The organism is Bradyrhizobium jicamae (genome assembly GCF_001440395.1).
Classification (GTDB): domain Bacteria; phylum Pseudomonadota; class Alphaproteobacteria; order Rhizobiales; family Xanthobacteraceae; genus Bradyrhizobium; species Bradyrhizobium jicamae.
The window spans coordinates 61,304-75,274 of the sequence record NZ_LLXZ01000197.1 but is presented as its reverse complement, the minus strand read 5'-3'; the positions used below and the strand labels follow the sequence as shown (position 1 = coordinate 75,274).

General features: G+C 64.5%; 11 protein-coding genes. 9 read left to right on the top strand and 2 right to left on the bottom strand.

Translation table 11 applies throughout. The features are described 5' to 3' along the window. The first annotated feature begins 56 nt into the window (after positions 1-56). A complete protein-coding gene (gene lepA / locus CQ12_RS34130) occupies positions 57-1,868 on the top strand; it encodes a translation elongation factor 4 (protein WP_057839659.1) in 1,812 nt (603 codons plus the stop codon). Between the two features lie 223 nt (positions 1,869-2,091). Then, positions 2,092-3,327, top strand: coding sequence for an MFS transporter (locus tag CQ12_RS34125; protein ID WP_057839658.1), 1,236 nt, complete (start codon positions 2,092-2,094; stop codon positions 3,325-3,327). Between the two features lie 152 nt (positions 3,328-3,479). On the opposite strand, the gene CQ12_RS34120 is transcribed toward CQ12_RS34125, so the two are convergent. Next, the gene (locus CQ12_RS34120; protein WP_057839657.1) at positions 3,480-4,391 is read right to left on the bottom strand and encodes a lipase family protein; all 912 of its coding nucleotides are present in this window, start codon (positions 4,389-4,391) and stop codon (positions 3,480-3,482) included. A 170-nt stretch (positions 4,392-4,561) separates the two neighbouring features. Between CQ12_RS34120 and CQ12_RS34115 the strand changes: the two genes are divergently transcribed. From CQ12_RS34115 to CQ12_RS34100, 4 genes are all read left to right on the top strand, one after another. After that, positions 4,562-5,734 (top strand): acyl-CoA dehydrogenase family protein, encoded by a 1,173-nt coding sequence (locus CQ12_RS34115; protein ID WP_057839656.1) that lies wholly within the window; start codon positions 4,562-4,564, stop codon positions 5,732-5,734. A 104-nt stretch (positions 5,735-5,838) separates the two neighbouring features. Beyond that, positions 5,839-7,800 carry a methyl-accepting chemotaxis protein gene (locus CQ12_RS34110; protein WP_057839655.1) on the top strand — a complete coding sequence of 654 codons (1,962 nt, stop codon included), beginning with the start codon at positions 5,839-5,841 and terminating at the stop codon, positions 7,798-7,800. A gap of 92 nt (positions 7,801-7,892) precedes the next feature. After that, complete coding sequence (locus CQ12_RS34105) at positions 7,893-8,291, top strand: hypothetical protein (RefSeq protein WP_057839654.1); 399 nt, start codon at positions 7,893-7,895, stop codon at positions 8,289-8,291. A gap of 94 nt (positions 8,292-8,385) precedes the next feature. Beyond that, positions 8,386-8,859, top strand: coding sequence for a DUF1801 domain-containing protein (locus CQ12_RS34100; protein WP_083519596.1), 474 nt, complete (start codon positions 8,386-8,388; stop codon positions 8,857-8,859). 135 nt (positions 8,860-8,994) lie between these two features. Here the strand turns inward: CQ12_RS34100 and CQ12_RS34095 are convergent, their stop codons facing one another. Beyond that, a complete protein-coding gene (locus tag CQ12_RS34095; RefSeq protein ID WP_083519595.1) occupies positions 8,995-10,821 on the bottom strand; it encodes a putative bifunctional diguanylate cyclase/phosphodiesterase in 1,827 nt (608 codons plus the stop codon). A 594-nt stretch (positions 10,822-11,415) separates the two neighbouring features. Between CQ12_RS34095 and CQ12_RS34090 the strand changes: the two genes are divergently transcribed. The 3 genes from CQ12_RS34090 (at position 11,416) to CQ12_RS34080 (ending at position 13,809) form a co-directional block, all read left to right on the top strand. Then, complete coding sequence (locus tag CQ12_RS34090) at positions 11,416-12,213, top strand: phytanoyl-CoA dioxygenase family protein (RefSeq protein ID WP_057839653.1); 798 nt, start codon at positions 11,416-11,418, stop codon at positions 12,211-12,213. 95 nt (positions 12,214-12,308) lie between these two features. Beyond that, a complete protein-coding gene (gene mepA, locus CQ12_RS34085; protein ID WP_057839652.1) occupies positions 12,309-13,256 on the top strand; it encodes a penicillin-insensitive murein endopeptidase in 948 nt (315 codons plus the stop codon). Positions 13,257-13,284: 28 nt separating this feature from the next. Next, positions 13,285-13,809, top strand: coding sequence for a Spy/CpxP family protein refolding chaperone (locus CQ12_RS34080; RefSeq protein ID WP_057839651.1), 525 nt, complete (start codon positions 13,285-13,287; stop codon positions 13,807-13,809). Positions 13,810-13,971: the final 162 nt, after the last annotated feature.

Below are 13,971 nucleotides of genomic sequence, written 5' to 3'. Positions count from 1 at the left end.
CTTAAAATACAGCAAGATGGTTGCCGCACCGGGGCGTGAATGCTATCCCGCGCCCCATGACAACCACGCCCATTTCCAACATCCGCAACTTCTCCATCGTCGCCCATATCGACCATGGCAAATCGACGCTGGCCGACCGCCTGATCCAGATGACAGGCGGGCTGACCGATCGCGAAATGGCGGGCAAGGAACAGGTGCTCGATTCCATGGATATCGAGCGCGAGCGCGGTATCACCATCAAGGCGCAGACGGTGCGGCTGAACTACCGCGCCAAGGACGGCAAGGATTACATCTTCAACCTGATGGACACGCCCGGCCATGTCGACTTCGCCTACGAAGTCTCGCGGTCGCTGGCGGCCTGCGAGGGATCGCTGCTCGTGGTCGACGCCAGCCAGGGCGTCGAAGCGCAGACCCTCGCCAACGTCTATCAGGCGCTCGACAACAATCACGAGATCGTGCCCGTCCTCAACAAGGTCGACCTGCCCGCGGCCGAGCCTGACAAGGTCAAGCAGCAGATCGAGGACGTGATCGGCATCGATGCGTCCGACGCGGTGATGATCTCGGCCAAGACCGGCCTCGGGGTATCAGACGTGCTGGAGGCCATCGTCACCCGGCTGCCGCCGCCGAAGGGCGACCGCGATGCGACGCTGAAGGCGCTGCTGGTCGATAGCTGGTACGACGTCTATCTCGGCGTCGTCGTGCTGATCCGCGTGGTCGACGGCACGATGAAGAAGGGTAGCCGCATCCGCATGATGGGCACCAGCGCGGCCTATGACGTCGAGCGCGTCGGCTTCTTCACGCCGAAGATGCAGCAGGTCGATGAGCTCGGCCCCGGCGAGATCGGCTTCATCACCGCGGCAATCAAGGAAGTCGCCGACACCCGCGTCGGCGACACCATCACCGACGACAAGAGGCCGGTCACCGAGATGCTGCCGGGCTTCAAGCCGGCCATCCCCGTGGTGTTCTGCGGCCTGTTCCCGGTCGACGCCGACGACTTCGAGACGCTGCGCGCGGCGATGGGCAAGCTGCGGCTGAACGACGCGAGCTTCTCATTCGAGATGGAGACTTCCGCAGCGCTCGGCTTCGGCTTCCGCTGCGGCTTCCTCGGCCTGTTGCATCTCGAAATCATCCAGGAGCGGCTGTCGCGCGAATTCGACCTCAACCTGATCGCGACAGCGCCGAGCGTGATCTACAAGATGCACCTGACCGACGGCCAGGAGATCGAGATCCACAACCCCGTCGACATGCCCGACGTGGTCAAGATCGCCGACATCGAGGAGCCGTGGATCGAGGCGACGATCCTCACCCCGGACGAATATCTCGGCAGCGTGCTGAAGCTGTGTCAGGACCGCCGCGGCTCGCAGAAGGAACTGACCTACGTCGGCTCCCGCGCGATGGTGAAATACGATCTGCCGCTCAACGAGGTTGTGTTCGATTTCTACGATCGCCTGAAGTCGGTGTCGAAGGGCTACGCCTCATTTGACTATCATCTGACCGACTACAAGGTGGCGGATCTCGTCAAGATGCAGATCCTCGTCAACGCCGAGCCGGTCGATGCGCTGTCGATGCTGGTGCATCGCACCCGCGCGGAAGGCCGCGGCCGCGCCATGGTCGAGAAGATGAAGGAACTGATCCCGCCGCACATGTTCCAGATCCCGATCCAGGCCGCGATCGGCGGCAAGGTGATCGCCCGCGAGACCGTCCGCGCGCTGCGCAAGGACGTCACCGCCAAGTGCTACGGCGGCGACATCACGCGCAAACGCAAGCTTCTGGAGAAGCAGAAGGAAGGCAAGAAGAAGATGCGGCAGTTCGGCAAGGTCGACATTCCGCAGGAAGCCTTCATTGCGGCGCTGAAGGTGGATAGCTGAGGCGTCCCTCGGAAGCATTGACGATCTCGTGAGCCGGGCGCGGCCTCTCCGCTGGAGGCCTGGACACAAAATCGCGAAAACAACCCCATGCAAAGTAGAACGGGTCCCGACCGCGGTCGCGACGGATCGCTGTCAACCGCGCCGTTCATCTTGCCCTCACCGGCCGAATAGGCCACCATCTGCCCCGCTCAGATCATAAAATACAAAAAGAGCGGGGAATCGCATGGGCAAGTCCGCCGGGTCTTCCTATGGCTGGGTTGTCGTCGGCGTTGGTGCGCTGATGACGTGCGTGGCATTCGGGTCAATGCTGTCGCTCGCGGTGTTCCTGCAGCCGATTTCGGCTGACATGGGCTGGTCGCGCAGCGGCATCTCGGCGGCGGCCACGATCGACTTTCTCGCGATGGGGCTGGCGGCGTTCTTCTGGGGCACCCTGTCCGACCGGTTCGGCACCCGCATCGTGGTGCTTTCGGGCACGCTGCTGCTCGGTGCCGGCCTGATCGGCGCGAGCCAGGCCACCAGCCTGTGGCAGTTCCAGTTTGCGTTCGGCGTCTTGATCGGCATTTCAGCCGGCAGCTTCTATGCGCCGATGGTGGCGGCGGCGAGCGCCTGGATCGAACAGCACCGCAGCCTCGCGGTGGCGCTGGTGTCCGCGGGCATGGGCGTATCGCCGCTTACCGTTGCTCCCTTCGCAAGCTGGCTGATCGCGTCCTATGACTGGCGCACGGCGATGCTGGTGATCGGCATCGTCGCGTTGGCGCTGTTGATTCCGGCCTCCTTGCTGGTGCGGCAGCCGCCGGAGCCCTCGACGCCCGAGGCTGCAAATGGAACCGACGCGCCCGACGGGCAGTGGACCGTCGCGCAAGCCTTGCGAACACCGCAATTCATGATTCTGGCAGGCGCACACTTCGCCTGCTGCGCGGCGCATTCCGGACCGATCTTCCATCTGGTCAGCTACGCCATGGTCTGCGGTATCGCGCCGCTGACGGCGGTTACGGTCTACAGCCTCGCCGGGTTTTCCGGTCTCGGCGGCCGGCTGCTGCTCGGCGTGCTGGCCGATCGCTTCGGCGCCAAGCACGTTCTGGTTGGCGGCCTGTTCGTGCAGGCGCTGTCGATCGCCACCTATCTCGCGGTCGGCCAGCTCGGCGAGTTCTATGCGCTGTCGGTGGTCTTCGGCCTCGCCTATGGCGGCGTGATGCCGCTCTACGCCGTACTGGTGCGCGAGTATTTCGGCGTGCGTATCATGGGCAGCATGTTCGGTGCCGTCTCCGCCTTTGCCAGCCTCGGCATGGCGCTGGGGCCGCTCGCCGGCGGCTGGGTATTCGACACCTTCCACGCCTACAACTGGCTCTATGTCGGCTCGTTCGCCATCGGCATGGCGGCCGTCGCGGTAGCGTTGAGCTTCCCGTCGGCGAAGCGGCCGCCGCAATCCTCGCTCGATCTCGGACGCGCGGCGGCCTGAGTTCATGCAAGGCCGACAGCCGCTTGGCTGAAGCGCGATGACTTTCTTCGAATCGTCATCGCGCTTTATCTTTTTGTTTGAGCAAGATTCCGCGCAAACGCATTCGCGTTTGTCGCGGGGGGAAACCGCTACACACTTTTCCGGATCATGCTCTATGGCTTTGCGATCGCCGGGTCGGCCGTTACTTCACGCCTTTCCTGCGTCTGCTTGAGATTGGCCTTTGCCCAGGCATCCAGCTTTCCGACATATACCGACATGCTGTGATCGGCGATGTTCTGAAATTTTCCGGTCCTGACCAGCGCAACCAGGCCCCACATCGTACGCCATATCTTCTGTGGCCAGTTCGGCGACCGCCGCACCGGGGCAACGCCAGTTTTTCCGAAGTACCTGGTATCGCCGACGTGACGATAACCAAGGACGGCGGGAGGAACTGCCGGCACGAGGTCGACACCGTTGGTGATTCGATACAATGGAGCCTTGACGTACACATCGAAGGAGGCGTCGCCTGCGCGCGGACAGCCAAACGTGTAGCAGGCCGCAACACTATCGCGCACGGTCGCATCCTCATCATTGGCCAGTTCCGCCGTGGCCATCAGCGCCAGCGCACCGCCGAGCGAATGGCCGGTAATGTAGATCGGACGCTGCTTCGCCTTGATGACGCGTTTGACGACCTCGAACATGGCGTCGCGGATCGGCCAGTAGGCCTGAAAGAAGCCAGTGTGAACACGCGTACCTCCCTGCAGTGCCACGAAGCGAGCGTTCACATTGGTTTTCCAGTCGAGTTCGTCCTCGGTTCCCCGGAATACGACGACGATGATGTCGCTGCCTTCGACGATATAACCTGCCGTGCCGGCATCGCGGTCGATCAGGGCGCGGCAGTCGACAAATCCCTGCCTGCACAATTCCGTGCTGAACGTCTTGAACGTCGCATCGTCGACGTCGTAATTGTTGTAGGCGCGATAGGCGAGCCTGGCCATCAGCAACGCCGTGCGATCCGAATAGGCGGCCCGGAAGGTCGGGATGTTGCTGAGATCTTCAGGCTCGAAAAGGCTGATATCTGCCATTTGCAGCTCCCTGCCGCGCCTCGACTGTAACTCATTTCTCGACGCGACGCACCTGCGGTTGTAGCTATCATTATCCGCACGAGCCCTGCCATTCCGCCACCGGCTTGATCGACGGTGACCGATAGGTCACGATTGCGGATACGAAAAGAACAAGAGAATGCGAGGAACGCATGAACAGGCAGGGCGGCATCGATCTCGTGGAACGCGCGCGGGCGCTGGCGCCATTGATCCTGCGCGAGGCCGACGAGATCGAACGGACGCGGCGGCTGACGCCGGCGGTCACGGCGGCGCTGATCGAGAACGGGCTTTACCGCGCGTTGCTGCCCCAAAGCTTTGGCGGCATCGAGGCTTCGCTCGAGGCATTCATGCAGATGCAGGAGGAGATCGCCAAGGCTGATGCCTCGACCGCATGGTGCCTCGGCCAGTGCAGCGTCTGCGCCATGACCGCGGCCTATCTCGATCCCGATGCCGCCAACGAAATCTTCAATGTCGCGCCCGGCATTCTCGCCTGGGGCGCGATCAATCATGAAGTGCAGGCGGTTCCCGGCGGCTACAAGGCCAGCGCGCGCTGGGACTTCGCCTCCGGCTCGCGGCAGGCGAGCTGGCTCGGCGCCCATGTCCGCGTCGTCGAGGCCGACGGCACGCCGCGGCGCAAGAAGGACGGCTCGCCCGAAATCCGCACCATCCTGTTTCCGGTGACCAGCGCCACGATGCACGACGTCTGGGACGTGATCGGCTTGCGGGGCACCGGCACCGATTCCTATTCGGTCGACAATCTGTTCATCCCGGAGAAATTCGCAGCGCTGCGCGACGAACCGGCGGCGCGGCGCGAAACCGGGCCGCTGTACAAGCTCTCCACCAACATGGTGTTCGGCATGGGCTTTGCGGCGACCTCGCTAGGCGTCGCCCGCGCCACGCTCGATGCGGCGGTCGATCTTGCCCGCGCCAAGACCCCGCAGGCGCTGAAGGCGATGCGCGACAACAATGCCGTGCAGGGATTGATCGGCCGCACCGAGGCGCAATGGCGCGGCGCCCGCGCCTATCTCTATGCGACCGCCGCCGAGGTCTGGCGCGACCTGGCGAGGGGCGATGCCATCACGGAAGCGCATCGCATTGCGCTGCGCATCGCCACCACCTGGACCATCCATCAATCGGCCGCCGTGGTCGACACCGCCTATCGCATGGCCGGCGCCACCGCCGTGTTCAACGCCAACAGGTTCGAGCGCCGCTTTCGCGACATGCATGCGATCGCCCAGCAGATCCAGGGCCGCGACGCGCATTACGAGGATGCCGGCAAGGCGATCCTTTCCGGTGATCTCGACGCCCCGCCGACGATGCGGTGATGGATTGCGGTCCGTAGTTCTACGGACCGGCCGGCGACCCCTGTTGTTAAACAATTCATGAAATCTCTCACGGAGCATTGCCCCGGGGAGCTTTCGTATTTCTCATGATTCGCTCGATCGCCGTTCGCCTGATCCTCGCCATTTCCCTGACGGTAGCCGTCGCCTGCGGCATTCTCGGAACCTTCTCGATCATCCAGCAGCGCTCGCTGACGCAGCTCGCACTCGATCAGCAGCTCAAGCTGCAGTATGACAGCGTGATCGCCGCCATCGACTATGAGGGGCGCGCCGCGCTCGCGGTCTCATCCCTGATCGCAGCCCTGCCGCCTGTCGCCGATGCCCTCGCAAAGACCGACCGCGATGCATTGGGCAAGCTGCTCGGCGAGGCGCTGGAACCCATGAAGGCGCAGGGCATCCCGCTGATCTCGTTCTGGCGGGCGCCTGCGACTTCCATCTACCGCGTCCATGCGCCGAAAGTGTTCGATGACGACGCTTCCGCGCGGCGTTCCACCGTGGTGGAAGCGATCAAGACCGGCAAGCCCATCGTCGGCGTCGAGCCCGGCCGCGAGGCGCTCTCGATCTTCGGCATGACGCCGATCGTGCGCGACGGCAAGACGCTGGCCAATGTCGACGTCGGTGCTGCCTTCGGCAAGGAATTCGTCGATCGCGCCAAGAAGCGCTTCGGCATCGACCTCGCCGTCTATTCGTACGACGGCAAGGCCTTCAAGAAGCTGTCCACGACCTTCGGCGACGAAGCGGTGACGACCGCCGACGAGCTCAAGGCCGTGTTCGACGGCCAGCCGTTGCGGCGTGACGCCACGATCAGCGGCCGGCCCGCCGCGCTCTATCTCGGGCAGATCAGGAACTACGCCGGTCAGCCGGTCGGCATTCTCGAGATCGTCAAGGATACGACCGAGTATGAAGCGGCAGCGGCGAGCTCGCAGCGCAATCTGATCCTCGGTACCGTCGCCATCCTGCTTGGCGCGATCGTGCTGGCGTTCCTGCTCGGTCGCGGCCTGTCGCGCCCGTTGGCCGCGATCACGGCGGTCATGAACCGCCTTTCCGGCGGCGAGATCGACGTCACGATTCCCGGCCGCGAGCGCCGCGACGAACTCGGCACAATGGCGAGCGCGGTCGACGTGTTCCGCCGCAGCATGATCGAGTCGCGCGGCATGCGCGAGGCACAGGAAGCGACGAAGCAGCAGGCCGAACTCGAGAAGAAGGCCATGCAGCGTCAGATGGCCGATCGGTTCGAGAGCGACGTCAAGAGCGTGGTCGCCGCGGTCGCGCAGGCAACGACCGACATGCAGCGCGTGGCCGGCGAGATTGCGACCAGCGTGAACGGCACCTCGCACCGGGCGGCCGCCGCAGCGGCCGCCTCCGACGAGGCATCTGCCAGCGTCAGCGCGGTTGCCGCCGCGACCGAGGAACTGGCGTCCTCGGTTGCAGAGATCGGCCGTCAGGTCACCCATTCCAGCCGGGTCGCCGACAACGCCGTGGTCAAGGCCGGAGAGACGACCGAAATGGTGAGCAGCCTCGCCTCGGCGGCCGAAAAGATCGGCGACGTGCTTCGCCTGATCGGGGCGATCGCCAGCCAGACTAACCTCCTGGCGCTGAACGCGACCATCGAGGCCGCGCGCGCCGGCGAGGCCGGCCGCGGCTTTGCCGTCGTCGCATCCGAGGTCAAGCAGCTCGCCAGTCAGACCGCGAAGGCGACCGAGGAAATCGCCGGACAGGTCGCGGCAATCCAGTCCGCCACCGGTGACTGCGTGAAGGCGATCGGCGGCATCAGCGACACGATCCGCGAAATCAGCGCCATCGCCACCACCATCGCCGCAGCCGTGGAAGAGCAGGATTCGGCGACGCGGGAAATCGCCCGCAGCGTCCAGCAGGCAGCGACCGGCACCGGCGAAGTCTCGGTCAATGTGAGCGGCGCCAGCCAGTCCGCCGACCAGTCGCGCGCACTCGCCGATAATGTGGCGACCGCAACCGACCAGCTCGGCCGGCAGGCCGACGCGCTTTACAGAAGCGTCGACACGTTCCTGGCAGGCCTGCGCAACGCCGCTTGAGCATCCGAGGCGGCGGGTCGCTCCCGCCGCCTTCGGAACCCCCTCGCCATGTCTGCGTTGCGCTTCAATGGCAACAGCGAGGGAGATGGATCATGCCCCGCGGCGACAAATCGAGCTACACCAACAAGCAGAAGCGCAAGGCCGAGCATATCGAGGAAGGTTACGAGAAGCGCGGCGTCGGCAAGAAGGAAGCCGAGCGGCGCGCCTGGGCCACCGTCAACAAGGAAACCGGCGGCGGCAACAAGAGCGGCTCCGGCCGCGGCGTGAAGGACACCAATGTCTCGGCCAAGAAAGGCGGCCGGATCGGCGGTCCGCGCGGCGGCAAGGCCGCGGCACGCCGGCCAGCTGCGGCGCGATCACGCTCGGCGAAGAAAGCAGCCGCCACGCGCAAGCGGAAGGCCGCAGCGAGGTCCAGCGCCCGCAAGACCACACGCTCGATCGCACGCAAGACGTCACGCTCGGGTGCGCGCAAGACCGCGCGACGGCGATAGGCGTTTCGTTTTCGCTTCCACCGACTTGTATCCTGCTCTAGGCTGCACGCATCAGCTCCAGGCAGTCAGACCTTGGCAGGATGCGCGGACCTCCATGAAAGCTACGGCACGTAAGAAAGCGGCAAAGCGTAGCGCCGGGAGGCCGTCGATCGCGGCTGCGAATGCTGCGGTGGAAGCGGTTTTCAGCACCTATCCCGGTCCGGTCAAGGCGAAACTATCGGCACTGCGCCGGCTGATCTTCGATACTGCCAGGACGACCGACGGCGTCGGCGCTCTCGAAGAGACGCTGAAATGGGGGCAGCCGAGCTATCTCACGACCGAGAGCAAGAGCGGCAGCACGATCCGGATCGACGAGGTAAAGGCGGAAGCCGGCCGCTACGCGGTTTACTTCCACTGCCAGACTGATCTGGTCGAGACCTTTCGCGAGCTCTATCCCGAACTGAGCTATAGCGGCAACCGTGCCATCCTGCTCGACGCCGGCGAGAAGCTTCCCGAGAAAGCGCTGCGCCACTGCGTGGCGCTGGCGCTGACGTATCATGCGAGGAAGAAGGCGGGACGGGCGAAGTAGCTCTCGCCGTCATTGTGGCGGCCTCTCCCCGTCATTGCGAGCGAAGCGAAGCAATCCATCTCTCCACGCACGCGGAAAGATGGATTGCTTCGTCGCTTCGCTCCTCGCAATGACGGCTTGGCTTGTACTGTGTCCTCACGCCACCAGCGCCGCACCCGTTGCTGCGCTCCAGTCGCCCTGCGTCTGCAACAGGCTCACGATCTCGCCATTCGGCCGCGCGCGGCTGAACAGGAAGCCCTGCCCCTCGTGGCAGCCCTCGTTGCGCAGGCAGCTCACTTCGGCCTCGGTCTCGACGCCTTCGGCCGTGATGGTGACGCCGAGGCCCTTGCCGAGGCTGATGATCGAACGCACGATCGCCTGCGCATCCGGATTGGCGGCGAGATCGCGCACGAAGGACTGGTCGATCTTGATCTTGTCGAACGGAAAACTGCGCAGGTAGCTCAGGCTGGAATAGCCGGTGCCGAAATCGTCCATCGAGATGCGGACGCCGAGCGCGCGCAGCGCATGCAGAGTCGCCAGCACCTCGCTGCTCTTCTCCAGAAGCAGCGTCTCGGTAATCTCGAGCTCCAGGCGCTTCGCCGGCAACCCGGACTGCTTCAACGTATCCACCACCAGCGACAACAGATTGCCGACGCGGAACTGCAGCGGCGACAGGTTGACCGCGACGCGGACGTCGTCGGGCCATTGCGCCGCATCGGTGCAGGCACGGCGCAGCATCAGGCCGCCGACGGCGTTGATCAACCCGGTCTCCTCCGCAACGGGGATGAACTCGGCCGGCGAGATCATGCCGCGTTCCGGATGCGGCCAGCGCACCAGCGCCTCGAAGCCGGTAATGCGCCCGCTCGCAAGATCGACCAGCGGCTGGTAATAGGGCCGCAGCGCATCGCCATGGACCGCCTCGCGCAGCTCGGTCTCGATCTTGCGGCGGGTCTGGGCGCGCGCGTCCATTCCGGCCTCGAAGAACGAGAATGTGCCGCGGGAATCGTTCTTGGCGCGCGACAGCGCGAGGTCGGCGTTCTTCAGCAGCTTCTCGGACTCGTCGCCATCGCCCGGCGACATCGCGATGCCGATGCTGGCGCCGATCACGACGGAATGCCCGTCGAGAAGATAGGGATCGCCGATCGCGTCCAACAGGCGCCGCGCCATGAACACCGCATCCTCGGGCCGCGTCACGCCGGTTAGGACGATGGCGAATTCGTCGGAGTTGAGCCGGGCCAGCGCATCGTCCTTGCGCAGCATCGATTGCAATCGTTTACCGACACCGCGCAGGAGCTTGTCGCCGACGCCATGGCCGAGCGTATCGTTGATCGCCTTGAAATGATCGAGGCCGAGCACGAGCACCGCCACCTTCTCGGCGTTGCGGCGCGTGTGGAGCAGGATGTCGTCCATCTGCTGACGCAGCAGATTGCGGTTCGGCAGCCCGGTCAGGCCGTCATGCTGGGCCATGAACGTCAGCCGCGCCTCGGCGCGCTTGCGTTCGGTAGTGTCCATCAGCGCGAGCAGGACCGCGGGCTGGCCGCCATAGACGAGCTGGCGCGAATAGATCGCCAGATCGATCAGCTCGCCGTCGGCCCTGACATGCTTCCAGGCGTGGGCCGCGCGCTCGTCGCCGGCATGCTCGCCGGCCCATGGCGGCTCGACGTCGAAGGCCTGCAGGTTACGGATCGTCAGCTTCTCGAATTCGCTGCGGCTGTAACCGTAATGCGCAATGGCAGCATCGTTGACGGCGAGGATCCGTTCGTCACCCTGCGCACACACGATCATCGGAACCGGATTGCTGTCGAACAGCAGTCGGAACGATGCCTCGCGCTGCTTCAATTCGGTGATGTCGACGCGCAGGCCGATGATGCCGCCATCTCGGCGGCTGGTTGAAAGCTTCGCAGCGGGCTTTGCCGGCCGGCCGGGAAAACGCACAATCGACTTCTTCGGTTTCCCGGTTGTTTTCGGCTTCTTCTTCAGCATTACAACGCTCTACTCGCACTCTGCGTGCAAAGTTTTCAGACAAGTCTCTGAAAAAAAGGTATCTCTTGTCGTAGAAACTTCTGTTGTGCACGGCGATACGCTGCCCCGACGAAGTGGTCGTACACACGCCTTGCGTGTGTCGGCTCAATGCGGACCACAGATGCACGCGGCAAAATCGAAGCGTGGCTGCTGGGACACAGGCACTCGCGCCATGGGTGCACAAGGAATGCGCGAAACGCCGCGCGTGCGCATAAAATATCCGTCAATGGCCGGGAAGGTTATTGCACGGTTAATGCGATCGCGCACACCGCCTGTTCAGGCCCCGGGGAAGCTGCCGCGGCCTGCGCTTGGGCCGCTGTGATCAAGTCCGCCAGCGTCGAGTTGCAGTGAGCGCGGCTGCGTTGAACGCCGGCGGCCGGTTTGCTATACCGCGCATGCCATGATGATCCGTACCTCCCCTATCGCTTCGGTCTTCTTCCTCGCGCGCTGACCGCGTTGCCCGCTCAGGCGGGCGGAAGTTTTCGACAGAAACAGTCCGGCCGCCCCTGCTTCGCGCAGGGTCATAGCCGCTTGCCCAGCGATAAGAGGAATTCCATGCCTGACAGCAGACAAGCGCGCGCGCTCAGCGACGCGCAGATCGAGCAATTCATTCACGACGGCTTCGTGCGGATCGATCACGCCTTTCCGCACGAACTTGCCGAGCAAGGGCGCGCCATCCTGTGGCGCGATCTGCCCTGCGACCCCGACGATCCCGCGACGTGGACTGAGCCGGTGATCCGCCTTGGATACTACGGCGACGAACCGTTCAGGAAAGCCGTCAACACCCCGCAGCTTCATGCGGCCTTCGACCAGCTCGTCGGGCGGAAACGCTGGTGGCCCCGGGCCGATCTCGGGACTTTCCCGGTGCGGTTTCCGAGCCCGCGCGATCCCGGCGATGCCGGCTGGCATGTCGATGTCAGTTTCCCGAACGAGGACGACAATCATGATTATGCCGCCTGGCGTGTGAACGTGACGTCCCGCGGACGCGCGCTGCTGATGCTGTTCCTGTTCTCCGATGTGGGAGAAGCCGACGCGCCCACCCGAATAAGAGCAGGCTCGCATCTGGATATCGCGCGCTTGCTCGAGCCGGCCGGCGAGGCTGGCATGTCGCATCTCGTGCTGGACGAAATAGGAAGCGGCCGGCCCGAGGTACTGGCGACCGGTGAGGCCGGCACGGTCTATTTGTGCCACCCATTCCTCGTTCACGCCGCGCAGATGCACCGGGGTTCTTCGCCACGTTTCATGGCGCAACCGCCGCTGCACCCGGCGGAGCCGTTCAGCCTTGCGCGACCCGACGGTGATCATTCGCCGGTTGAGCGAGCCATCCGACAGGCCTTGCAGGCGCACGGATAACAAGAACCGGGAATGAGGCTGGAGCGGGGTCACCAACGAGGGTGGTCGTCCCCGCTCCAGTTTCATGCTACGCTTGCGCGAATTTGAGTGATCCGATGTTCCCTCGCCTGATCCTGATCCCGCTCATCACCTTGATCGCCGCCGCCCATGCCGCCAGCGCATGGGCGCAGGACAAGGGCACGGTCAATCCAAAACCGCTGCCGCCGCTCGCCAATCCCAACGATCCCAGTATCGCCGCCAAGGAACTGTTCGGCCGCAAGCTGCTGCCGGCGGCGATGCCGACGCGTGTGCACGGGTTCTATGCTCATGGCTGCATTTCGGGGGCGGAAGGGCTGCCGCTCAATGGCGACAATTGGCAGGTGATGCGGCTGTCGCGCAATCGTTACTGGGGCCATCCCGATCTGGTCGCGCTGGTGAAACGACTGGCGGCACGAGCCCGCCGGGATGCCGGCTGGCCCGGCATATTGGTCGGCGATATGTCGCAGCCGCGCGGCGGGCCGATGTTTACGGGACATGCCAGTCACCAAGTTGGACTAGACGCCGACATCTGGCTGACGCCGATGCCGAACCGGCAGCTATCGCGCAACGAGCGCGAGGAGATGTCGGCGGTGATGATGGTGCGCAGCGACCGGCTCGACATCGATCCGCACGCCTGGACGCCGACGCATCTTGCCGTGATCCGCGCCGCCGCGCAGGAGCCCAGCGTGCAGCGCATCTTCGTCAATGCCGCGATCAAGAAGGCGCTGTGCCGCGAAGCCAAGGGCGACCGCGCCTGGCTGCACAAGGTGCGCCCGATGTACGGCCACGACTATCACTTCCACATCCGCATCAGATGCCCGCCCGGCGCCGGTGAATGCGACAGCCAGCCGGAGCCGAACGACGGCGAGGGCTGCAGCACGGGCGATCTCGCCTACTGGTTCAGCGACGCGGTGCTGCATCCGAAGCCGCCAAAAGTGCCGCCAAAGCCGAAGCCGCCGATGACGATGGCGTCGCTGCCGCCGGCCTGCAAGGCGGTGCTAAATGCGCCCGATGTGAAGCACTGACGGCGAACAAACCTCGAGGAGGATATCGATGAAGATCTGGCCCGTGATCGCATCCATCGCTTTCGTCACCAGCGTGCATGCGCAAACCCCTTACGCCGGGATGCAGACGCGCTCGATCAAGGCGCTATCTGAGCAGCAGATCGCCGACCTCGGCGCCGGCCGCGGAATGGGGCTGGCGCTCGCGGCTGAACTCAATGGTTATCCGGGGCCGTTGCACGTGCTCGAACTCGCCGACAAGCTCGAACTCTCCGCCGAGCAACGCGCCGGCATGCAGCGCCTGTTCGATTCCATGAAGGCCGAGGCGATGCCGCTCGGCGCCAAGCTGGTCGAGCAGGAAGCCGAACTGGACAAGCTGTTTGCGACCCGCACCGTCACGCCGGAAAGCCTGAAAGCGTCCACCGCGGCCGTCGCCGCCACGCAGGGCATGCTGCGCGAGACCCACCTGAAATATCATCTGTCGACCGGGAGCATTTTGACCCCGTCGCAGATGACGAAGTATGCGGAATTGCGCGGCTACGGCAGCGGCGGCCACAAGCGACACCATCACCATTAACCGGCAAGCCGGCCCGGCTGCGGCGCCTTGCAAAGCGGTGCAGCCGCCTTTACCTCTTCTCCCATCCTGACTATTGTCAGGGCTGGCGACATCCCGATCGACCGCAAGTCCACCAGGGATACCGGAACGGCGCTTCCGACGGTTGCCTTACCCAATCAACGC